General features: G+C 66.8%; 4 protein-coding genes. 2 read left to right on the top strand and 2 right to left on the bottom strand.

From position 1 onward, the window contains the following. Window positions 1–528: zinc-binding dehydrogenase (locus ABW137_RS12300; RefSeq protein WP_526400241.1), on the top strand; the 528-nt coding region annotated here is incomplete at its 5' end. 78 nt (window positions 529–606) lie between these two features. On the opposite strand, the gene ilvA is transcribed toward ABW137_RS12300, so the two are convergent. Beyond that, window positions 607–1869, bottom strand: coding sequence for a threonine ammonia-lyase (ilvA, locus tag ABW137_RS12295; RefSeq protein WP_526400240.1), 1263 nt, complete (start codon window positions 1867–1869; stop codon window positions 607–609). A gap of 176 nt (window positions 1870–2045) precedes the next feature. Continuing rightward, window positions 2046–3095 carry an NAD(P)H-dependent amine dehydrogenase family protein gene (locus ABW137_RS12290; RefSeq protein WP_526400238.1) on the bottom strand — a complete coding sequence of 350 codons (1050 nt, stop codon included), beginning with the start codon at window positions 3093–3095 and terminating at the stop codon, window positions 2046–2048. Between the two features lie 86 nt (window positions 3096–3181). Here ABW137_RS12290 and ABW137_RS12285 point away from each other — a divergent pair. Further along, a partial coding sequence (locus ABW137_RS12285) for a BTAD domain-containing putative transcriptional regulator (protein WP_526400236.1) occupies window positions 3182–4147 on the top strand: 966 nt, incomplete at its 3' end.

The following is a 4147-nucleotide window of genomic DNA, read 5'->3' as shown; positions in this document are numbered from 1 at the left end:
GTCTGGGGTCTCGGCGGAGTGGGCACCCACGTCGTGCAACTGGCCCGGCTGGTCGGCGCGGCGCCGATCATCGCCGTCGACGTCAAGCCCACCGTGCTCGACCGTGCACTGGAGATCGGTGCCGACTATGCCTTCGATGCCCGCGACGACGCGCTGCACGACAAGATCGGCGAGGTCACCGACGGCATACTGCTGGACGTCGCGTTCGACGCCGTCGGTCTCAAGTCGACGTTCGAGCAGGCGCTCGCCAGCCTGACCGTGGGTGGGCGGCTCGTCGGCATCGGTATGAGCGCCGACGCGCCAACGATCGGCCCGACGTCGACGTTCAACCTCTTCAAGCGCCAGGTGCTCGGTCATCTCGGCTACCAGAACGCGGACATTGCCACGCTGGCCAGCCTGGTGTCCCGAGGCCGCCTCGACCTGTCGCGCTCGATCAGCGACGTGGTCTCGTTGGAAGACGTCGGAAAGGGCATCGAGAAACTCGAGAGGGCCGAGGGCGATCCGATCCGGATCCTGGTGCGGCCGTGAGGGTTCGTTCCTGCCGTCGTCGATGAGGGCGAGGCGATCGCGGCGGCTCGTAGGTGAGGGCCACACGGTCGACGATGCTCAATCGAGGTGTGCGTTGAGCCGGTAGCCTGCTGCCGCGAGGTGCGCTTCGACGGCCGCGCGGTGCTCGGGTCCTCTTGTCTCGATCTGCAGTGCGACCTGCACTTCGTCGACGTCCAGCCCGGGAGCGGTTCGCTCGTGCACGATGTCGAGCAAGTTGACTTGAAGGTGCGCGAGTTCGCCCATGAGACGGCTGATCTGTCCCGGCCGGTCAGGAATGCGGACACGAAAGGACAGATACCTTCCCGCCGAGGTCATGCCGTGGCGGATGACTTGGAGGAGCAACACCGGATCGATGTTGCCGCCCGACAACACCGGGACTACGCATCGGTCGTCGGCGAATGTCTCCCGATGACTGACCACCGCCGCGACTGCCGCTGCGCCTGCCGGCTCGACCAGAAGCTTGGTGCGTTCGAGAAGCTGAACGAGCGCCCGACTCAGGTCGTTCTCGGACACCGTGAGCACTCTGTCGACGAAGTGCAGCACCGACCCGAATGGAACGTCGCCCGGACGTGCCACCGCTATCCCGTCAGCCATGGTCCGAGCAGGCGGCGCCGTGACGGGGGTTCGTTCGTGCAGCGACGGCGGGTAGGCGGCGAGCCGTTCGGCTTGCACTCCCACCACTCGGACGTCGGGGCGAAGCGCATGCGCCGCCAGCGCAATACCCGCGGCGAGGCCGCCACCGCCCATCGGTACCACGATGGTCGACGCCTCTGGAACCTGCTCAAGGATCTCCAGGCCAACGCTCGCTTGGCCGGCCACGATGTCGGCGTGGTCGAACGGGTGGATGAGCACTGCGTTGGTGCGCTCCGCGAACTCAACGGCGGCCGAGATCGCCGATTCGACCGAAGGGCCAGCGAAACGGACGTCGGCGCCATAACCACGAGTGGCACGCTCCTTGGGAATCGGCGCCCCCTCGGGCATGAACACCGTCGCGCGGACACCGAGGATGGCCGAAGCGAGTGCCACGCCCTGGGCGTGGTTACCGGCGCTGGCTGCCACGACACCACGTTGGCGCTCCTCGGGGCTCAGCCGGGCAATCCTGACGTACGCACCGCGAATCTTGAACGATCCCGTGCGTTGCAGGTTTTCGCACTTGAGCTTTACCGGCACGCCGGCAACACCACTGAGCCACCGCGTATCTTGGACCGGCGTGGTGTCCGCGACACCGTCGAGCAGACGACGCGCCTCCTCGAGGTCGGCGAGATCGACTGCCGGGGAGTCACCGGGCACCTTCCCGGGAACTTGATCTGGGCTACCCACGGGAGGCGGCTCCTTTCGGCACGTCGCGGTCGGCTGGTCGACTGACTGTCTTAGTGCAGTCAACACGATTGATGCGCAACGACGTGACAGCCGATGTGGCGGTCACGATGTCGTGGATCGGCTACCTCACCAACGCCGATGCGGCGGGGCGACCCACGGGCACTCCCCGAAGGAACTCAGCGCAGCCGCGGTGCCGCCTTGGCGCTGATCAACGGCAGGTCCAGATACGTCGCAATGCCCGGTGCGGCGGCGCAGACGGCGGGGATGGAGTTCACGCAGTGCGCTGCCGTACCCACCACTCCGTACTCCGGGCCCTCCCCGCCGACCTCCGACTGGAATCCCTTGACCACGACGGACAGGTCGGGATTGCCACGCACCTCCATCTCATAGCGCTGCCCAGATGGACCGAATTCCCAAGGGGGATCTAGGTTCTCTTCGCCCATCAGCCAGTTGACGGTGATGCGAACGACCACTTCGCCGTCGACGAGCGCCTCCCAGTGAAACCTCCTGCCTGCCACCTGGCCCGGTTCGATTGGCCCCATGGGCGACTCGATCGATGCGGTCGCCACCGCGACCTCCTGGGAGGCCCGCACCAGCGGATCGGCATTGAACCCCATGGTGTCCACGATCATTCGGGCGGCTTGGATGAACCCGCTGTCGAGCATCTTCTGCATCGGCCCGGTCATCGCCTCGTCAGGCGACTCGCCGAAGCCCATGACGTGGCGCAGCACGTCGGGCGCCTGGTAGGTGCGCAGGTCGGAGAATTCCTCGGCGCGAACGAAGGTCACGCCCGTCGACATGATGGAGAACAGCAGCGGAAACTTGTCGCTGATGCCGCCTGGGGCGATGCCCGTGCCGTGCAGTGTCGCGCCCCCGGCGACGGCCGCCTCTCGCAGCGGCGCACCACTTCGCTCACTCGGGTAGAGCCAGCCGACTGGTGTCACCACGTTCTTACCGGATCGCAGAAGCGCGGCCACCTCGTCGGGATTGGCCATCAGCGGGGAGTAGACGACGGCGTCGGCGTCGAGGCCGAGGATCTCGTCGACACTGTTGGTGGCGGTGACACCAAGTGGGGGCAGTCCGACGATCTCGCCAACGTCCTTGCCGCTCTTGGCCTCCGAATGCACCCAACATCCGACCAGCTCGAGGTCGGGGTGTTCGAGCACGCCCCTGATGGCGGCGACACCGACGCCGCCGGTCGCCCACTGCACCACCCGCAACGCCATGCGTCACTCCCATCCACGCGAAACTAGAACACGTTCTACCTCAGATCTACACCACGGAACCGCCATGGACTGCACAATTGCCAGTGATGGATCTCAACTTCGGCGTCCTCGGCCCTCTGCAGCTGACCGCCAACGGCGTACCCCTTGCGCTCGGTACGCCCAAACAGCGGGCCGTGCTGGCGGTGCTGCTGATGAGCCGCAATCGTCCGGTCAGCGGTGAGACGCTGGTCAACGCCGCTTGGGAGCAGTTCCCGCCGCCGGAGCCGAAGGCCAGCCTGCACTCGTACATCTCGAATCTGCGCAAGCTGGTGTCCGGCGCCGGTCTGGATCCCAAGGCGGTACTCGCCAGCGCGCCGCCGGGGTACCGACTCTCGATCGCCGACGCCGACTGCGACATCGGCAGATTCGTCGCCCGCAAGACCGCGGGAGTGCAGGCAGCGGCCGCTGGCCAGTTCGAGCAAGCCAGTCGGCACCTGGACAAGGCGCTCGCGGAGTGGCGCGGCCCGGTGCTGGAGGATCTGCGGGACTTCGAATTCGTCGACTCGTTGTCGACCGCGCTCGTCGAGGACAAGGTGGTCGCGCACACCGCCCGAGCCGAGGCCGAAATCGCCTGCAACCGTGGGCATGGCGTGATCGGCGAGCTGGAGTCGCTACTCACCGAGCACCCCTATCGCGAACCGCTGTGGACGCAGCTCATCACCGCGTACTACCTGTCGGATCGGCAGTCCGACGCGCTCGACGCCTACCAGCGGCTCAAGAACACGCTCGCCGACGACCTGGGTATCGATCCGGGGCCGAACGTACGGGCGCTGCACGAGAAGATCCTGCGTCAGGAGCCGGTCAACGCCCGAAAGGCCGCGCAGACGACCGCGGTGCACAAGAGCAGCAACATCGACCTGCGCACCGCCGTCGGCGATCAGAGTGCCGTCGCCGAACTGCGCACCCGGTCGGGCCGGACCTTCCCCCTGGTGTCGGTGGCGACCCGGATCGGGCGACTCCCGGACAACGACCTCGTGCTGGACGACGCCAACGTCAGCCGCCATCACGCCGTC

It is taken from the genome of Mycobacterium sp. (genome assembly GCF_040509115.1).
GTDB lineage: Bacteria > Actinomycetota > Actinomycetes > Mycobacteriales > Mycobacteriaceae > Mycobacterium.
Note: the sequence above shows the minus strand (reverse complement) of the source record. Positions and strands in the feature narration are given on the sequence as shown.

Bases quoted from the DNA above. Each gene is read 5' to 3' on its own strand.
- ABW137_RS12290 (WP_526400238.1), bottom strand. From the start codon at position 3,095: ATGGCGTTGCGGGTGGTGCAGTGGGCGACCGGCGGCGTCGGTGTCGCC.